The following is a 17,412-nucleotide window of genomic DNA, read 5'->3' on the forward strand; positions in this document are numbered from 1 at the left end:
GCAAACAGCCGCCCGCAGAACAATACGCTCTATTCATGATGCGCTCACACGCGTATCTTCTCAATTCTTTTTAAACGCCGTCTGGTATTGACGGAACATACCGTCCGCCAGCCACAGCGCGCGCAAACCCGGCCAATTCCAGCTCTGTAAGCGCCGCCAGTATCTCAGCCGCGCCCAGACCAGCCAGCGCGGCCAATTCGTCCCGCTCCAGCGCACGCGCGCCAAGCTGCGCGTAAACGGCGCGCGCCTGCGGGGTGACGCCCTGCTGCGCAAGCTCGCCGTCATCCATACGCGGCGGTTCCATCCGCTTTGGCGCGGCGGCCAGCTTCGCGCGGACCTTGACGCCTTTTATCCGGCGCGGTGCGTTTTGCGGCGACCTCGCGGCGGCCCTGTCCGCGCTTTTGATCTTTGCGGCGACCGTGCGCGCGTCAATCCGCTTTGGAAAACGGCCGATATATTCCTCCAGAATGCTGTATACGTTGACAACCACCTTGGCGCCATCGCGCGCAAGCTTATTGCACCCGGCCATCGACGGATCAAAAATCTCGCCTGGCACTGCAAATACATCGCGGTTTTGCTGCAGGGCATAACGCGCCGTAATGAGCGCCCCGCTTCGTTCCGGGGCCTGGACCACCACAACACCCGCGGCGATGCCGGAAAGCAGGCGGTTTCGAATGCTGAAGCTGCCGCGGTTAACGCCGGTCCCGAAGGGAAACTCTGTGACAAGCGCGCCGCCCGCGTCCAGGATACGCCGCTTGAGTTCGCCGCTGGCTGACGGATAATCGACGTCAAGCCCGCAGGCCAGCAGCCCGATTGTGCGTCCAGACGCCTGCAAAGCGCCCGTATGGCACGCCGTGTCGATACCGGTCGCCAAGCCGCTCACAACCGTACAGCCGGCCGCGGCCAGATCATGGGAAAGGCGATACGCGCTCGCAAGCCCGTATTCGGTCGCGCTGCGCGTGCCGACCATTGTGATCACCAGCTCGTCCGAAAGGCCGGACAGAGAACCCTTAACATATAATATACACGGCATGGCGTCGATATTTGTCAAAGCTTCGGGATAGTCAGGATGATCCGGCCCAATCGCCATACATCCGAACCGCTCGGCCGTCTTGATCTGCTCCCGCGCCCGGTCGAGCGCAGTGCCGCGCAGACGCTCAATCTCCTTTGGCGCGAACATCTCCAAGGACTCCAGCTCGCGGGCGCTTTTTCCATAGAGCGCCTCGGGTGAACCAAGTTCCCGGATAACCCTATCCGCCCTGGCGCTGCCAAGTCCGATCGCCTCCTGTAGCCAAGCCCAGAAAACCACGTCCGTCATACCGCGCCTTCCTTTCTAACGGTACATCTCCCACAGAATCACACCGGCGGCCATCGCAGCGTTGAGCGACTCGCAGCCCGGCTCCATCGGGATGGTAAGCGCGCCGTCGCAGAGCGCCGCAAGTTCCGGCGCGATGCCGCCGCCCTCGTTTCCAACGACAACTGCGCCGCCGCCATACAGTGAAACATCCCGCAACGAAACAGAGCCTTCCGCCGGCATTGCCGCCCAGACCGGCACGCCGGCCGCGCGCAGCGCGGCAATCGAAGCGGCCAGGTCGTCCGAAACGCAAGCCCTGGCTCGGAACACGCCGCCCATGGATGCGCGCAGCACCTTGGGCGCGTAAAGGTCGGGACAGTCCGCCGACAAAATGACGCCGTCCGTCCCAAACGCGGCCGCGGTGCGCAGGATTGTCCCCACGTTGCCGGGGTCCTGTAGCGAGGAAAGCAGGAGATATTTTCCGTTACTGCCTATTTTAACAGGTTGCGCCCTGTTGTCAAGCATCACAAACACGCCGAAAACGCCCTGCGGGCTGACCGCTCCGGCAAGCTTGGCGGCAACTGACGGCGAAATCTCATAAATGCGCCGGCACGCCGACACGGCGGGCGCCAGCCGCTGCCTGACACTGTCCGTCAAATCCTGTGTAAGAAAAAGCGCCTCGGGCGTATAACCCGCTGTGAACGCCTCAAGCGTCAGCTTGATGCCTTCGGTCGTGAAGCAGCCGTCCTCGTACCGGCGCCGGCGTGAAGACGCAAGCGCCGTATACTGTTTTACCGCCGGATTTTCACGCGAAGTAATCGTCTGCCCGCGCATACAGCCCCCCCCCTTTTTGCATGTAAAAGCAACGCGCACACAATTGCGCTGTCCTCCGTCCACGAGCGGGCCGGAGGGAAAGCTATAAAAACACGCCCGCGGTCAAAACGCGGGCGTTAAAAGATTAAAGGGCGGCCTTTGCCTTTTCAACAAGCGCCGTAAACGCGGCGGCGTCATGGATGGCGATTTCGGACAGCATCTTCCGGTTCAGCTCCACGCCGGCTTTCTTCAAACCATTCATGAACGAGCTGTAATTGATGCCGTTCGTGCGGCAGGCCGCCGAAATCCTGGTGATCCACAGGCTACGGAAATTGCGCTTTTTCTGCTTGCGGCCGATAAAAGCGTAATTTCCGGATTTCATAACCTGCTGTTTTGCCATTTTAAAAAGCTTGCTCTTGGCGCCAAAATAGCCCTTGGCAAGCCTCAGTGTCTTTTTCCTTCTTTTACGGGTCATCATTGCGCCCTTAACACGTGCCATATCCGTATACCTCCGTCAACTTCCGATTATTTATAAGGAACGAGCAGTTTGATTGTCGCCACATTCGTCTTGTCCGCATAGGTGGAATGGCGCAGGCGGCGTGTACGCTTGGTGTCCTTCTTGGTGAGGATGTGGGACTTATAGGCGTGGGCGCGCTTGACCTTTCCGTTTTTGGTCAGCTTGAAGCGTTTTTTCGCACCGGTATGAGTTTTCAGCTTAGGCATTTTTATTTCCTCCCTTGGTGGTTGTTACGGGCTTGGGCGAAATGAACATCACCATGCTGCGGCCTTCCATTTTCGGCAGCTTTTCCACATTGCCGTACTCGGCTACAGCCTCGGTAAAGCGTTTCATAATGTTTGTACCCAGCTCCGGATGCGCCATCTCACGTCCGCGGAAGCGCAGGGCAGCCTTTACCTTGTCGCCGCCCTCCAAGAACTTGATGGCACGGTTGACCTTGGTGTTAAAATCGTTTGTATCGATATTTAAGGAGAGGCGAATCTCCTTGATCTCGATCACCTTCTGATTTTTGCGGGCTTCCTTCTCGCGCTTGGCCTGCTCGAATTTGAACTTGCCGTAGTCCATAATCTTGCAGACGGGCGGCGTGGCCTGAGGAGCAATCTTCACAAGGTCCATATTTTTCTCAATGGCCATGTTCTGCGCAGTTGCCAACGGCACAATGCCGAGCTGCTCGCCCTGCGTGCCGACCAGACGGACCTCCTTGTCTCTGATCTCCTCGTTGATGAGCAAATCCTTGCTGCTAATACGAAACACCTCCAAAACCGATTCAAACAAATAAATTAAGCGCGGGGCATACCTTCCCCACGCTCAACAATCAAACATACCTTGCCGCAACCGGCAAGCTGTATTGACCAGCCGCCCGCTGGCGGCGAGGTGAGAACAGGATCCTGCTCCACTTTCTTTACTGGTCTATTTTAGCACGCCGGTTCCCGCCTGTCAAGTCCTGTTTTGCACCCTCCGGCCAGGGCGTCTGTATACCCGAAGCATTCCCTGTAAAGCCGGTATCTCACATACTGCCGGTAGCTGCTCCAACGTTCCCTGTAATACTCATTCCAATAGCTGATCATCCTGCTGTAGCCTGACAGGAGCGCGCGCGGATTTAAGCTGAACAACTGCCGGTACCATTTTGTATCCCTTTGGGCAAGGCGGCTATAGATCAGCTCCAAAATTTCGACGACGTACTCATCGCATACCTTTAGAATATAAGGTATGGCCCACAGCGGCGGTTCCCCCTCCAAAAGCGCGCCAATATGGCGTTCCCGGACAAAGCCATCGCAGCTTCTTGAAAACAGGCAGTGGTAAATCGTTTGCTGCACAGGTGTGAAAACGCTGGCCGGCACGCTGTCAAGAATATACAGGCGGTACGGAAAGGCAATCGCCTGCCCGTCCGGCAGCAGCCAGGAAAACGGCTCCTCACTCGCCGCCGAACCGGCATTATGATAGGTGCGCATTGGGATTCGGCCGCAGACACAGCAGACGGACGCGCGCAGCTGTTTCGGGAACCCGTCTGCAAACATCGCCGCGTCCGCGCGGCTCAGGGTTTGTCTTCCGGCTTGCGGCATGGCCGGCCCAAGCACGCCGGGTTGTTGGCTCTGCATGGCGATTCCCCTTTCACAATACGATCTCACAGGACAGCGCAAACGAATACAGCACGCATTCCTTAATCGGCACGCCGAGCGCCTCTGTCAGCGCGTTTCGATAGAGGGCGAGCTGCACATGATACCGCTCGCGCAGCTCGTCAGGCGTTTTGACGCGGTCCGTTTTATAATCGACGACGACCGCGCCGTCCTCCTCCAGGAACACGCAGTCAGCGACGCCCTGGATCGCTGTTTCGCCGCCGTTTGTAAACAGCGCGCTGTACGCGCCAAGCTCCCGCTCGCCGGCTTCCACCAGAAAGCGCAGCTCCCGCCAGACCTGCTTGGCCGAAAAAATGCGCGCGGCCAGCCGCGAGGAAAAGAACGCGCGCACGCGATCCGCGCGGATCGAATCCGCCTCCTGCTGCGAAAGAAATCCCTCCTGCGCCATGCGCGCGATCTCGCCCGAAGCATCACGCGCGGCGGCATGATAATCGGAGAACTGCATAAATTTGTGCAGTGCGTTTCCCCGCTGCGCGCCAGTCAGCCCGTCGCCCTGCAAAAACGTTGGCCGCGCCTGAAAACGGTAGGACGCCGCATACGCGCCGCCCGCAAGCTGTGAAACAGCCATCTTTGTCGGAATTTTTGTCTGCGCCTCAAACGGATAACGAAACGCCAACTGGCGCCGCAGCGCCTCCAGCGCCGGCCCGTCCGGCACGGCCAACCTTGTTTCGCCGGTTTTTTCCGCCTCCGGTCCGCCATCGGCCGCCGCTTTCAGCTCGAATGCAAGCGGCGCCCCGGATACCTCCGCCAGCGCGCCTGTCAGATCGAAGCGCGCGGCCAATACGGGATGGCGCGCCGCCGCCATCAAAATCCAGTCAAGGTAAGCGGCTGCGCCGCGCACCTGATATGGCGGCAGTTTCCTTTCAATCCCGCTCTCAGACGCAAGCGCGCACAGCCGTTCCTCCAGTTTCGTCACCACGCCCGTGATGACGATGCGCTGCTTGGCGCGCGTGAGCGCCACATACAATACACGCAGCTCCTCCGAAAGCATCGACCGCTCAAGCTCCAAACGCAACGCCTGCATCGGTACGGTTGTGTACTGCTTCATCATCTCAAAGTCGCGCCGCACACATGCAAACCCAAGCTCCGAATGCAGCAGTGTGCTGCCGTTTAAATCCTCGCGGTTAAACCGCTTGGCCGTATCGCAAAGGAATACGATCGGAAATTCCAACCCCTTCGACCGGTGGATGCTCATGACGCGCACTACGTCGGCCTGCTCGGACATACTCGCCGCTGGGGCAAAATCGCCGCCGCGGTCGATCAGGCGGTCCACAAAGCCGACAAAGCCGCTCAATCCCCTGTAACCGCCCGCATGATAATCACACGCATATTGGACAAGCAGCAGCAGATTCGCACGCCGCGCCTGCCCCATACGCATCGCCTGCACCTTGCCCATATAATCGCATTCCTCATAGATTTTGCGGATTACAGCATCGGCTGTGGCGTTGGCTGCAAAACGGCGCAGCCGCGCGATCGTATCGACCGCGTTCGCCGCGCGCGGATCGCCTGCCCCGGCGGCCCTTGCGGCCGCGATGTAAAGCGGCGCGCGCCGGTCTGCCAGGCGGATCTGCGTCAGCTCGTCGGCTGTCAGGCCGAACAGCGGCGACAACAGCGCCGAGGCAAGATCAATATCGAGTGTCGGATTGCTGAGCACACGCAGCAGCGCAATGACCGGCGCGATTTCACGCGACGTCAGAAACCCGCTTTTCGGCTCCGCCCAAACCGGCACGCCGCGGCGTGTGAGCGCGTCGAAATACGCCTGCGCCTTCTGTGCGGGCGAACGCAGAAGTACACAGATATCCGACGGCCGCACGCGCCTTGTCACGCCGCCGTCCGCAACAAGGTCGCCGCGCTCCAGCATCCCGGCGATCTGTTCCGCGACATCCCGCGCCTCAAGCTGCGTGCGGTCCAGCTCCCCGGCATACTGCGACGCATCAATTAGGCGCAGCGTACAGCCCGCCTCGATTTCCTCCGGAAAAGACGCGCCCGGCGAGAGCGCCTCCTCCTGATTATAATCCACCTCGCCGATTTCACTGCTCATGAGCTGTGAAAAGAAAAAATTGACGCAGCCGGTCACGGCCGGCGCACTGCGGAAATTTTTCCCCAGCACGATTTTGGCCGGGAACGTCGTTCCGTCGTATGGCGCGAAGCGTTTCTTCTTTTCCATAAACAGTTCCGGCATCGCCTGCCGGAACCGGTAGATGCTCTGCTTGACGTCGCCGACCATAAACAGGTTGCTTTCATTCTGCGATACGGCGCGGAAAATGATCTCCTGCGCGGCGTTCGTGTCCTGAAATTCATCGATGAGCACCTCGTCATAAAGCGTGCCCGCCGCCCGCGCAAGCTCCGTCTTTGCATAGCCCGGACCGGCTTTTTTCACAAGCAGCAAAATTGCATACTGTTCCATATCGGAAAAGTCCATCAGATATTTTTGCTGCTTCTGCTCCGTGAACAGGCGGTCAAAGGCGCGCGTCAGATCAAACAGCAGCGATACCATTGGCCGTAAAAACGCCACATCGTCCAAAAACTCGGCCGACGAAGCGCAAAACTGGCGGTCGCGCAGCTCCTCCACAATGGCGCGCACGCTTTTGCGAAGCGCCTGCACGGCGCTTTTCTGCGGGCTATCGCCGCGCAGCGGACGCAGCTTTTCAAATATGAACAGGCGCAGCCGTTCCTGCACGCGGTCCCAGTCGCGCGCCGACACGGCGGCAAAAGTTTGTTCAAGCTGCAACAGATCGCTGGAAAGCGCGGCGCCATACGCCGCCTGTACAGCCTCGTCCTGCGCAGCCAGCGCGAGCGCGCGGCGCAGCAGGGACGTCGCATGTGCCAGCGCGCCTTTCGCATAGTCGAGAATACAGCGCCCCCAGATGGAATCGGCCGCGCGCACACCTTCGCCGTAATAGGCGAGCTTATCGTCCAGCCAATCGTTATAGAATGGATGCGCGCGCACAAAATCATAGAGTGAAAACAGCGTATCAAACACTCGGCGGTCGTCGCGGCCCGCGCTTAATAGCTCCACAAGCTGAGAAAACCTGCCACCCTCGTCGCCGGACAGAAATTGTTCGATACACGCGCGCGCGCAGTCGCGCCGCATAATTTCCAGTTCGCGCTCGTCGGCGGCGCGCGTGTTCGACGCGATGCCGAGCGCCTGGAAATTGCTGCGGATCAGCTCCAGGCAGAAGGAATGGATCGTACTGATCTGTGCGCGCCCAAGCAGAAGCTGCTGCCGGCGCAGGCGGCGGTCCTCCGGATGCGCCGCGATCAGCTCGGACATGCGCGCCATGATGCGCTGTTTCATCTCAAGCGCCGCCGCATTTGAAAACGTAACGACCAGCAGACGGTCCGCATCGACCGGATTGTTTTCGTCGAGGATGCGTCCGACGACGCGCTCAACCAGCACGGCTGTTTTGCCGCTTCCCGCCGCGGCCGACACAAGCACGGTTCCGCCGCGCGCGGCGATTGCATCCGCCTGCTGCGGCGTCCATTGGCGTTCAGCCATCGCCCGTCCCCTCCTCCATTCGTTTCATCGCTTCAGCGCGGTCAAGCTCCGCGAGGCGGCGCACCGCGTCGCCGTCCTCGTGGCCGCAGACAGCGTGATAGTCGCACCAGTCGCACGGCCTGTAATCGGAAAGCCCTTCGACCGGCTCCGCGCCGATTTTCCCATCGGCAAGCCCCTGTGCGATCCCGATCAAATGGCGTTCCACCTCGCGCCGGATCAGCCCCATCTGTTCCAGCGACGCCAGAGAACTGCGCGCGTCAAAGCTGCCGTCCTTCTTTGTTTTGACCGGGATAAACACGCCCGCGAGATTCGGCTCCATGGCCGAGAGCACAGAGCGCTCCTCCAGCAGAATGCCGTTCATCCGCAGCCGTTTGAGCCGCTGCGCCTGAATTTCCTCACCGGACGCGTTTCTCTCTGCTGGTATAACGCTGTCGCGCGCGGGCATGTAGAGCACACCGGCCGGCACGGCGCCGTCTGCCTCACAGATGGAAAAGAGATAGATCAGCATCTGCATATTCAGTCCATAGCAGATATCGGAAAGGCTGAATGTTTTCGCGCCCGATTTATAATCGACGACACGCACATATTTGTTCCCATCCTGTTCGAGCACGTCGACGCGGTCCACAATCCCTTCGACGATCACACGCGTCCCATCCGGCGCGCGCAGGTCGAGCGGCTGCACCGGCGCGTCAAGCCCAATGGGAAGCTCAAACGCCACAGGTTCAAACGCGCTTTGGCCAAACTCAAGCGCCAGCCGCTCAATCAAACGCTGAAGCGTGCCGACCAGGCGGCGGAACAGATATTTAAAGCGCGCAGGCATCTCGTCGTAATTGGCGATGCGCGCCTTTAAATCCGCGTCGATGATCGCTGTAATCTCGCTGCGCAGCAGGTCGCCGTCGAGCTGGGAAAGGCCGCGGCCGCCGTATTTCTTCACAATTTTTTCAAGCACCAGATGAATCAGCGAGCCGGATTCAATCGGATTAAATTCCGCGCGGCGGCGCGGGCGCAGACGCAGACCGACCCGGCAGAAATAGGAAAACGGACACTCATAATACAATTCAGCACGCGACGGAGAGATACGCATACGCGTTCCGAACAGTGCACGCGCCGCGCCGCGGCTTTCCAGGCTGAAAGAGCGCGGCGCGCCCAGCGCCTGGAGCATGCGCATACGCGCCGGGTCCCGCTGTGCAAAATAGCTGCATAGTACCGCCGTTTCCGGCGTATCGTCGCGCCAATGGCGCATCATTGCGTCAAAGGCGGAGCGTTCGCCGGCGGCGCGCGCCAGCGCGCCGCCGGTAGAGCCGCGCGCCGGCGCGCCCACAAGGGCGCGCACCTCGTCCACAGCGGACGAGGCCGCGCGCGCGGCCCCCGCCGCATCGCGCAGCGGATAGGTCAGCCAAAGCGCATCGGACGCCTGCGTCAGGGCAAAATAGACATAATACCGTTCAAAAAACGCCGTCTGCTCCGGTGTGCGCAGCAGGTCAACCCCCTGTGTGCGCAGGCGCTCACGCTCAGCGGCTGAAAAAATGCCGGACGGACTGCTCCACAGCGGGAACGTGCCCTCGTTCAGCCCGATGACAAAGACTGCGCGCGGCGCGTTCGGACGGATACGGTCGGCTGTACCGGCGATCACCTGGTCGATTGTCTGGGGCAGCGAACCGATATCAACCGTGGATACGCCCAAACGCAGCAGGTCTGTCAGCCGGGCAAGTGGCAGCGAAACGCCGGCGAGCGCACCGCCGAACACATCGAGCAGACCGATCACCGCGTCCCAGACCTGCGCGCTTAAATCGAGAAAACGTCGCGCTTCCCCCTCTTCCATTTCCCCGGCATAGTCCTGCAAACGGCGCGCAGCGTCAACCTGTTCCAAATAGGAATAGATTGCGCGCGCAAAGCCGCGCCCATCGCAGCCGCGCAGGCTGTCCGCCAGCCGTTCCAGCGGCTCGATCAGCGCGGCGCGCGCGGCGTTGATCCGCAAAAGGCGTTCGCGCTGCTCGTCGGAAAACGCACCCTCCATGCCGTCGGGATTATTTTCAAACGACGCGGCCCACGCTGCACCGGATACGCCCCAGGTAAAGCAGTAATTTTCCAACAGCCCTGCATCCACGGCGTCAACCCCGGAAATGCATGTTTTTGCAAGCGCAAGCACCGCCTCGCTGTCAAAACGGCCGCGCGCCGCGTCAAGTGCGCAGAAGATCCCGTTTACGAGCGGATGGACCTGTATATCAACGCGGCGGTCAGCAAAATATGGAATATCATACCGGCCGAATACCGTTTCCAGCGGAACAAGATACGGTTCCAAACCGCGCCCGATCAGCGCAATGTCGCGATAGCGGTATCCCTTCTCGCGGACAAGCGCGCAGATTTCCCCGGCAATATATTCGATTTCGTCGTATGCGTCCTCACATGCCGCAATCCGCACGCCGTCCGGCGCGCCGTCGTATGGCGCAGGCGTCTCCTGCGGATACGCCTGCGCAATCCATGCGAGCGCGCCGGATGCGAAGCGGCGCGGTGTTTCCAGCAAAACGGGCGCGGCCACAGCCGCGCCCGCCTCCCGCGCGGCGCGCACAAGGCGCGCCGCCGTATGCGCCGCGCAGGCGAGCGCGCCGGTCCCGTCGCCCTGCCAAAGGCCCATACAGGTCAGCGCGGCCCATACATGCGGGCTGTCTGCCAGCACAAATTTCAAAAGCTTCCATTCCGCACCCATAAAGGCCATAAAGCCATCGATAAACACATCATATCCCGCAAAAAAATTTCGTCCCTCCAGGCGTTTGCAAGCGCGTGTGAGGCAATCGTCCGGATCGCTGTAGCCACGTTCGATCACCGCCTGATACGCGTCAAAAATAAGCGCGATATCTGAAAGCTTGTCCCCAAACGCGCCGCCCAAATCCTGCGCCGCGCCGCGCAGATCCTCAGAAGATGCTCCGGCTGCCTTCAGCTCGCTGATCTGTTCGCACATCGAGGCCGCAAACGCGGCGTTCGCCGCGTTTTTTCCATAGGCCTTGAGCGCGCCGCCCACCTCGCCGAGCGCCACGCTCATCAAAAGATATTTCGCGGCGTCCTCTAAATGCACGCCCGCAAGCCCGCCATATTCCCGCAAAATCCGGTCGCAAAGGCGCGTAAAGCTGAGCACCTCCACCTGTAAAGCGCCGCGCGCGCCCAATCGCCGGTAGAGCGCCTTTTCGCTCTCAAACGAATACTGCTCCGGCACCAGCAGGATCGCCCTGCCGCCGCCCGATACACAATCGGCGATGCGTTCATGCAGCAGCGTCGTCTTGCCGGCGCCGGCCATGCCAAAAATCAAATGCAGCATCGCCGCTTCCTCCTTTCCAAGGCTGCTTGACTGTATGCTTTTGATTATATCCAATCGCTGCTGAATATACAAGCGCGGCGCCCCTCTGCGTTTTTGACGCAGGGGGCGCCGCGCTTCATGGTGCGCAACCGCATTAAAGGCTCATGCCCAATTTGATCGCGCGGATATTTGGTTCCAAAAGGTGCTGCTTTTTAGGCGGCACGCATTTGGCCACAGCCTGCTCCACCGCCTCAAAGGAAGCAAAGCGCGCTTCCTGGAGGGCCTTTCCAAGCAGGATATTGTTCGAAAGGCCGGAAAGCCCCTCCGTGTCCGCCTTTTCAGCCGCTGGGACATAAAAACAGCGGATATCGGTCCGGTCGCTCCTTTTTGAGATCAGCGAGCTGTCGATCACCGCAATGCCGCCCGGAGCCACTTGATTGATGAATTTATCATACGATGGCAGATTCATCGCTACGAGTACATCAGGGTTCAGCACAAGCGGAGAGCCGATCGGCTCGTCGGACAGGCACACGGAACAGTTGGCCGTACCGCCGCGCATCTCAGGGCCGTAGGATGGCAGCCAGGAAACATATTTTTCCTCAATCAAACCGGCATAGGCCATGATTTTCCCGGCGAACAGGACTCCCTGGCCGCCGAAGCCGGCTAAAAGCACACTCAGCATCAATCCCTGACCCCCTTTTCCGTTTTGTCGGCATAGACGCCGAGCGGATAATACGGCATCAGATTGTCGCGAAGCCACTGGAGCGCCTCAACGGGCGTAAGTCCCCAGTTAGTCGGACAGGTGGACAGAATCTCGACGATTGAAAAGCCCTTCTTTTCGATCTGGCAGGTGAACGCTTTCTTGATTGCGGCGGCAGCCTTGCGGATATTCGGCACGCTGTCGACCGCCACGCGCTCGGCGTATGCAACGCCGGAAAGCGTTGAGAGCATTTCGCACACGCGCACCGGGAATCCTGCGTAAGCGACGTCGCGTCCGGTCGGCGTTGTCTGCGTCACCTGGCCCGGCAGGGTGGTCGGAGCCATCTGTCCGCCAGTCATGCCGTAGATGGCGTTGTTGACAAAAATGACTGTAATATTCTCTCCACGCGTCGCAGAGTGAACCGTTTCGGCGGTGCCAATGGCTGCCAGGTCTCCATCGCCCTGGTAAGTGAATACGACGCTGTCCGGCAAGGACCGCTTGACCCCCGTCGCAATCGCAGGCGCGCGCCCATGTGCAGCTTCAATCATATCGCAGCCAAAATAATTGTACGCCATAACCGAACAGCCGACAGGCGCGATGCCGACGGTGCGCCCCTCGCAGCCAAGCTCGTCAATCGCCTGTGCGACAAGCTTATGGATCACGCCGTGCGTACAGCCGGGGCAATAGTGCGTGGGCACGTCCAAAAGGGCGTGCGGCCTTTGATAAACAACTTCCATTACTTGTCACCTCCCGCCATTTTTTCAATTTCTGAAAGGACCTCCGCCGGCGTTGGGATTACGCCGCCGGTGCGTCCGAAGAAACCGACCGGCGCCTTGCCGTTGACCGCCAGGCGCACGTCGTCGACCATCTGTCCCATGCTCATCTCCACGCTGAGAAACGCCTTTGCATGTCCGGCCGCCTTCTCAATCGGCTCCGCTGGGAACGGCCAAAGCGTCATCGGGCGGATCATGCCGACCTTGATCCCCTTGTCGCGCGCCGTATTGACGGCGCTGCGCACAATGCGCGAGGTCGCGCCGTATGCGACGACGATATAATCCGCATCGTCAACCAGATATTCCTCGCTGCGCGTATGCTTCTGTTTGATCTGCTCATACCGTTCAAACCGCTCAAGGATGCGGCTTTCCAGCTCGTCCGGCTGGAGGTACAGGGAGTTGACAATGTTATGCGCACGCTGATTCTGGTGGCCGTTGGTCGCCCAGGAACCCTTGTCATACTGCTTGACCGTGCGCTCCGGGAAAACGACCGGCTCCATCATCTGTCCGAGCATACCGTCCGCGAGAATCATCGCGGGCACACGGTAACAGTCGGCCAGATCAAACGCATCAAACACCATGTCGACCATCTCCTGGATGGACGACGGCGCGAATACGAGCACATGCAGGTCGCCGTGACCAGGCGCGCGCGTCGCCTGCCAGTAATCGGCCTGGGACGGCTGGATCCCGCCAAGCCCCGGGCTGCCGCGCTGCACATTGATAATCAGGCACGGCAGGTCCGCGCCCGCCATGTAGGAAATCCCCTCGGACTTGAGCGAAATACCCGGCGAGGACGACGAGGTCATCGCGCGCACGCCGGCCGACGCGGCGCCATAGACCATGTTGATCGCCGCAACCTCTGATTCAGCCTGCAAATATGTACCGCCGATCTTTGGCATTTGCTTGGCCATATACGCGGCGACTTCCGTTTGCGGCGTGATCGGATATCCGAAAAAATGGCGGCAGCCCGCCCGGATCGCCGCTTCGGCGAGCGCCTCGTTTCCCTTCATCAAAACCTTTTCGGTCAAAGCCATGTTTTCACTGCCTTTCCTTGCATACTGTCCGCCCCGGCGCGCTGCGCCCCGGCGGCGCCCGTTCTATTTCTCAACCATAATCGCGCAGTCCGGACACATCTGAGCGCACATCGCACACCCGATGCACTTGCTCATGTCCTCGACGCAGGCGGGATGATACCCCTTCTGGTTTAGCGCCTTTTTGTCAAGAGAAATAATTTTCTTAGGGCAGACCTGCACGCAAAGTCCGCAGCCTTTGCACGTGTCCCGATTCACTGTCATTTTCGCCATACCTCAACACCTCCTTCATTGAAACATGCTTTATGGAACGTGGGCGGCTTTTGGGCTTGTCTGAAAACAGACGGATTTCCGAATTTTTTCAAACAAGCCCCTGGGGGCTGTTTGAAAAATCAAAATACCCATCTTTTTCTACAAACAGCGGCGAACGCCGCGTTGAAAAGCCTCGGAATCCGGAAGGATTCCTGCGTTTTTTGCCTTGCGTTCTCCTGCCGCTTGCGAAAAATTCGGCAATTTCTCTATTTTCAAACAAGCCCTAAGCCTCCCACGGCTTTTTGACATAAAGCCGCACCGGATAAACCGGCTGGCCGGGCGCATACGCACGCACGGCGTCCGCCAAATCCTCACGCGCGGCCGTAAATAAAAGCGGGATTTGATATTTCAGTGCGGTTTCCCGGGCATATGCCACCGAACGCGCAATATCCTCCGCCGTTGTAATCTCCGCAAGATTTGAATTATTGACGACAGCCGTCGCCGTCAGACGCGCCGCGCGCTCAATTTCACCGAGAATCTGCGCGGCTTCGCCGCTTGTACGTGTCAGATAACGGTAGGCATTGACAACATACAGCATGTCGCATCCGCCGCTCTCCATAATATGCGCGCTATAGCGTCCAAGCGCGGCCGCGCCCGCGTCGTCGCCGCCGACATCGATCACGATGCGCCGGCCGCCGTCAAGTTCCGCGTCAAGCCGTCCGTCGAGCGCTGGGATGTCAAGATTGGAACGCGCATAAACAGGCGCGATCAGACGGATGCCGTTTTCCTCCGCCAGCGCCGCGAAATCGGCGCTGCGAAAATACGGATTCACAATATCAAGATCGACAAGCGCAACTTCCTCCCCGGCGGCGCGCAGGCTCATAGCCAAATTCACCGACAGATTCGTTTTTCCGCTGCCGTAATGACCTGTTACAATCACAATCCGGTTAAGCTGCTCAAGCAAGTCATTCACCCCTGCGTTTTCTCATCTTGCGCGGCGCGGCGGCCGCAATCATAAATAATTATATCACCGCGCCCGGCCGCGTACAATAGGATGGGAGCGATTCCAGCGATTTCTTGCACTTTCACACATTGTCCAGATAAAGTGATGAATAAATAAAAACGCCTCCCCGCAATTCAGGGAGGCCGGCTGCCCCAAACTGCTACCGTTTTTTCTTCTTGGAGAGAATAACATATACGACAATCAGAATAATGGATACGACCAGCAATCCGCCCATAATCGGCAGAAGCATACCGCTGCCATCGCCCGTGGAAGGAATGCCAGCAAATACAGGCATACCAAGAAAAGCCGCGCAAAGCAGCGTCATCATAACCGAAATCAAATGTTTGCCGCGTTTACCAAACATCACCCAAGTTCCTCCTAATGTTATATAAATGCCCACAGCGTCAAGCGGTTCTTCACCGCTCCGCCATACTTCGACAATATATTCCTATTATAACAGCTCCAAGCCTTCTGTCAATAAAAATTGTCACCCGTGGATATTTTTCATCGGCCGTCCACACTTGAGCCGAACCATCCGCGCTTGCCCCAAACGCGCCTGTTCATCCTATTCGTCAAGCCTTCGGCCGCCGCGCCGCACAAGCTGCAAAACCGCCCCGATCAGCAGGCAGACGAGAAAAATTCCTCCGCAAATCAGCCGTCCGCCGTCGGTACGGCCGCCGCCTAGCTCGGTTTCCCCACTGCCGAACGCCATACCGAAAAAACGGCAATGCATCCCACCGCCGCTGCAGAGGGCAAGATCCCCGCGTGAAAAAACGCCGCGGCAGCCGGCATAGCAATGCCGGCGCACAGCAGGTAAACTGGAAACGATTTCATATCATGCAAGTCAAAAAACAGATATCTGCAAAGCAGATATAAAATCAGCAGCGCGCCGATTGGTCCGGCGCACTGAGCCAGCGTCCGCTTCATGCCGAGATTCATCATCCCTCCAGCCTCCGGTCGTCCCCTTTGAAATATGCAGCGCAGCAATCCGCTCTTGCAAAAAAAACTGTATTATGTATAATAGTGTCTATATATAAAAAGCAAGCAAAGAGGTAAACGGCTGCGGCAAAATTTAAGGAGGGATTTCATATGCAGATTGACACCAGCATTCTGATCGCATTTGTCCTTTATTTCGGTCTGATGCTCGCCATCGGCATCTACTTCTACAGGAAATCAAAAAACATTTCCGACTACTTTCTCGGCGGACGCCAGCTTGGCAGTTGGGTGACGGCGCTCAGCGCGCAGGCGTCGGACATGTCCGGCTGGCTGCTGCTTGGGCTGCCCGCCGCGGCGTTCTGGTCCGGGCTTTCCGCCGCATGGATCGCTATTGGGTTGGGAATCGGCACTTATCTCAACTGGAAGCTTGTTGCTGTGCGGCTGCGCAAATTCACGGCTGTCGCCGATGATTCCATCACCATCCCGCAGTACCTGCAAAACCGCTTTATGAGCAAATCCACGGCGATCCGCAGCGTATGCGCGATCATCATTTTCGTATTTTTCCTGGTTTATACGGCTTCTGCATTCAGCACAGGCGCCAAGCTGTTCCAGTATGTATTCCATCTCGATTATGTTACGGCACTGACAATCGGCTCAATTATTATCATCGCATACACCTTCCTCGGCGGCTTCCTCGCCGCATGTTGGACCGATTTTATCCAGGGTATGCTGATGTTCGCGGCGCTTGTGATTGTACCGATTGCGGCCGCGTTCAATACGCCCGGCCTTTCATCCGACTTCATCGTGAGCCTCGGCGGCGATAATTTCCTAAACTTGTTCGCCGACGCCAGCGGAAAAGTCGCGCTTGTAACGATTATTTCCGGCCTTGTCTGGGGGCTTGGATATTTCGGTATGCCGCATATCCTGATTCGCTTTATGGCAATCAAGGACAGCGCCATGATCAAAAAGAGCCGCATCATCGCGATGATCTGGGTTTCGATTACGCTCATCGCCGCTGTCTGCGTCGGTGTGATTGGTCTGGCTTTCCTTGGAAATCACGGCTATTACGCGGATGCGGGCGCCGCCGAGGTCATTTTCATGGACCTTGTCACGCGCCTGTTCCCGGGCTTTATCGCCGGCGTGCTGCTCTCAGCCATCCTTGCAGCTGCCATGAGTACAGCCGATTCGCAGTTGCTTGTCGCCGCGTCCGCTGTTTCCAATGATTTTTACAAGGCGCTTTTCCGCCGCAACGCCTCCAATAAGGAGCTGATGTGGGTGTCGCGCGCCGCTGTGATGGTTATCGCGGTCATCGCCTATCTGCTCGCGCTCGACCCGAACAGCAGCGTCATGGGCCTTGTCTCCTATGCCTGGGCCGGCTTCGGCTCGTCCTTCGGACCGGTCATCCTGCTCTCGCTGTTCTGGAAGCGCCTGACCATGAAGGGGTGTGTCGCCGGCATGGTTGTCGGCGGCCTGACCGTCGTGCTGTGGGAAAATATTCCCGCGCTCGCGGCCACCGGCCTTTATTCGCTCGCTCCTGGCTTTGTGATCGCTCTGGCGGTGATCGTCATCGTTTCGCTGACTGATAAGGAGCCTTCCAGAGAGGTTCAGGAGCTGTTTGACCGCGCGCGTTCCGTCAATATCTGACCTGTACAAAAGGCCCCCGGA

General features: G+C 58.8%; 16 protein-coding genes. 1 reads left to right on the forward strand and 15 read right to left on the reverse strand.

Going from position 1 to position 17,412, the window contains the following annotated elements:
• Nucleotides 1-70 precede the first annotated feature (70 nt).
• The 15 genes from dprA to FMM72_RS02630 form a co-directional block, all read right to left on the reverse strand.
• Nucleotides 71-1,318, reverse strand: a complete 1,248-nt coding sequence (dprA, locus tag FMM72_RS02560; protein WP_162220494.1) for a DNA-processing protein DprA — start codon at nt 1,316-1,318, stop codon at nt 71-73.
• A 15-nt stretch (nt 1,319-1,333) separates the two neighbouring features.
• Nucleotides 1,334-2,128, reverse strand: a complete 795-nt coding sequence (locus tag FMM72_RS02565) for a TrmH family RNA methyltransferase (protein WP_160209217.1) — start codon at nt 2,126-2,128, stop codon at nt 1,334-1,336.
• 124 nt (nt 2,129-2,252) lie between these two features.
• A complete protein-coding gene (rplT, locus tag FMM72_RS02570) occupies nt 2,253-2,606 on the reverse strand; it encodes a 50S ribosomal protein L20 (protein ID WP_006875908.1) in 354 nt (117 codons plus the stop codon).
• A 26-nt stretch (nt 2,607-2,632) separates the two neighbouring features.
• Complete coding sequence (rpmI, locus tag FMM72_RS02575; RefSeq protein WP_006875909.1) at nt 2,633-2,830, reverse strand: 50S ribosomal protein L35; 198 nt, start codon at nt 2,828-2,830, stop codon at nt 2,633-2,635.
• The gene (gene infC / locus FMM72_RS02580; RefSeq protein WP_243151578.1) at nt 2,823-3,353 is read right to left on the reverse strand and encodes a translation initiation factor IF-3; all 531 of its coding nucleotides are present in this window, start codon (nt 3,351-3,353) and stop codon (nt 2,823-2,825) included. Before infC ends, rpmI begins: the two co-directional genes overlap by 8 nt.
• 185 nt (nt 3,354-3,538) lie before the next feature.
• Complete coding sequence (locus FMM72_RS02585; RefSeq protein WP_162220495.1) at nt 3,539-4,222, reverse strand: hypothetical protein; 684 nt, start codon at nt 4,220-4,222, stop codon at nt 3,539-3,541.
• A 13-nt stretch (nt 4,223-4,235) separates the two neighbouring features.
• Nucleotides 4,236-7,760 (reverse strand): helicase-exonuclease AddAB subunit AddA, encoded by a 3,525-nt coding sequence (gene addA / locus FMM72_RS02590; protein WP_160209219.1) that lies wholly within the window; start codon nt 7,758-7,760, stop codon nt 4,236-4,238.
• Entirely contained in the window at nt 7,753-11,073 is a 3,321-nt protein-coding gene (locus FMM72_RS02595) for a PD-(D/E)XK nuclease family protein (RefSeq protein ID WP_162220496.1), read from the reverse strand. Before FMM72_RS02595 ends, addA begins: the two co-directional genes overlap by 8 nt.
• A 133-nt stretch (nt 11,074-11,206) precedes the next feature.
• Nucleotides 11,207-11,734 carry a 2-oxoacid:acceptor oxidoreductase family protein gene (locus FMM72_RS02600; RefSeq protein WP_160209303.1) on the reverse strand — a complete coding sequence of 176 codons (528 nt, stop codon included), beginning with the start codon at nt 11,732-11,734 and terminating at the stop codon, nt 11,207-11,209.
• Nucleotides 11,734-12,489 (reverse strand): thiamine pyrophosphate-dependent enzyme, encoded by a 756-nt coding sequence (locus tag FMM72_RS02605; RefSeq protein WP_160209221.1) that lies wholly within the window; start codon nt 12,487-12,489, stop codon nt 11,734-11,736. The genes FMM72_RS02600 and FMM72_RS02605 overlap by 1 nt, the downstream gene beginning before the upstream one ends.
• Entirely contained in the window at nt 12,489-13,553 is a 1,065-nt protein-coding gene (locus tag FMM72_RS02610) for a 3-methyl-2-oxobutanoate dehydrogenase subunit VorB (RefSeq protein WP_160209304.1), read from the reverse strand. Before FMM72_RS02610 ends, FMM72_RS02605 begins: the two co-directional genes overlap by 1 nt.
• A 69-nt stretch (nt 13,554-13,622) precedes the next feature.
• The gene (locus tag FMM72_RS02615) at nt 13,623-13,829 is read right to left on the reverse strand and encodes a 4Fe-4S binding protein (RefSeq protein ID WP_160209222.1); all 207 of its coding nucleotides are present in this window, start codon (nt 13,827-13,829) and stop codon (nt 13,623-13,625) included.
• Between the two features lie 262 nt (nt 13,830-14,091).
• Nucleotides 14,092-14,781: a P-loop NTPase gene (locus tag FMM72_RS02620; protein ID WP_257431287.1), complete on the reverse strand. Its 690-nt coding sequence runs from the start codon at nt 14,779-14,781 to the stop codon at nt 14,092-14,094.
• A 190-nt stretch (nt 14,782-14,971) separates the two neighbouring features.
• Complete coding sequence (locus tag FMM72_RS02625; protein ID WP_006875919.1) at nt 14,972-15,175, reverse strand: hypothetical protein; 204 nt, start codon at nt 15,173-15,175, stop codon at nt 14,972-14,974.
• Between the two features lie 201 nt (nt 15,176-15,376).
• The gene (locus FMM72_RS02630) at nt 15,377-15,544 is read right to left on the reverse strand and encodes a hypothetical protein (RefSeq protein ID WP_162220497.1); all 168 of its coding nucleotides are present in this window, start codon (nt 15,542-15,544) and stop codon (nt 15,377-15,379) included.
• 356 nt (nt 15,545-15,900) lie between these two features.
• Here FMM72_RS02630 and putP point away from each other — a divergent pair, with 356 nt between their 5' ends.
• Entirely contained in the window at nt 15,901-17,391 is a 1,491-nt protein-coding gene (putP, locus tag FMM72_RS02635; protein ID WP_162220498.1) for a sodium/proline symporter PutP, read from the forward strand.
• Nucleotides 17,392-17,412 lie beyond the last annotated feature (21 nt).

The organism is Anaerotruncus colihominis (genome assembly GCF_010206195.1).
GTDB lineage: Bacteria > Bacillota > Clostridia > Oscillospirales > Ruminococcaceae > Anaerotruncus > Anaerotruncus colihominis_A.